The organism is Paraburkholderia denitrificans, assembly GCF_042655705.1.
Taxonomy (GTDB): domain Bacteria; phylum Pseudomonadota; class Gammaproteobacteria; order Burkholderiales; family Burkholderiaceae; genus Paraburkholderia; species Paraburkholderia denitrificans.
This window is the reverse complement of the sequence record NZ_JBHSMP010000053.1, coordinates 1-535: the sequence shown is the minus strand read 5'-3', so window position 1 is coordinate 535 and position 535 is coordinate 1. Positions and strand designations below refer to the sequence as shown.

At 69.9% G+C, this 535-nt stretch carries 1 protein-coding gene; it reads left to right on the top strand.

Annotated elements, in window-relative coordinates:
- Positions 1 to 535 (top strand): aromatic amino acid lyase (locus tag ACFPTO_RS25115; protein ID WP_377715794.1); only part of this gene is annotated, 535 nt, incomplete at both ends.

The window sequence follows — 535 nt, the reverse complement described above, 5'->3', positions numbered from 1 at the left end:
CCTCGCGCCGCTCGCGCACATGTCGGCGGTGCTGCTCGGCATCGGCGAAGTGTTCATCCGCGGCGAGCGCGCCAGCGCCGGGGCGGGACTCGCCGCCGCCGGCCTCAAGCCGCTCACGCTGCAGGCCAAGGAAGGTCTCGCGCTGCTCAACGGCACGCAGGCATCCACCGCGCTCGCGCTCTACAACCTGTTCGCCATCGAGGACCTGTACCGCACGGCGCTCGTTTCGGGCGCGCTGTGCGTCGATGCAGCGGCGGGCTCGGTCAAGCCGTTCGATGCGCGCATCCACGCGCTGCGCGGACATCAAGGCCAGATCGACGCGGCAGCGGCCTACCGCGCGCTGCTCGAAGGCTCGGCGATCAACCTCTCGCACCGCGACTGCGGCAAGGTGCAGGATCCGTACTCGCTGCGCTGCCAGCCGCAGGTGATGGGCGCGTGTCTCGACCAGATGCGCCATGCGGCGCAGGTGCTGCTCGTGGAAGCGAACGCGGTTTCCGACAATCCGCTCATCTTCCCGGACACGGGCGAAGTGCTC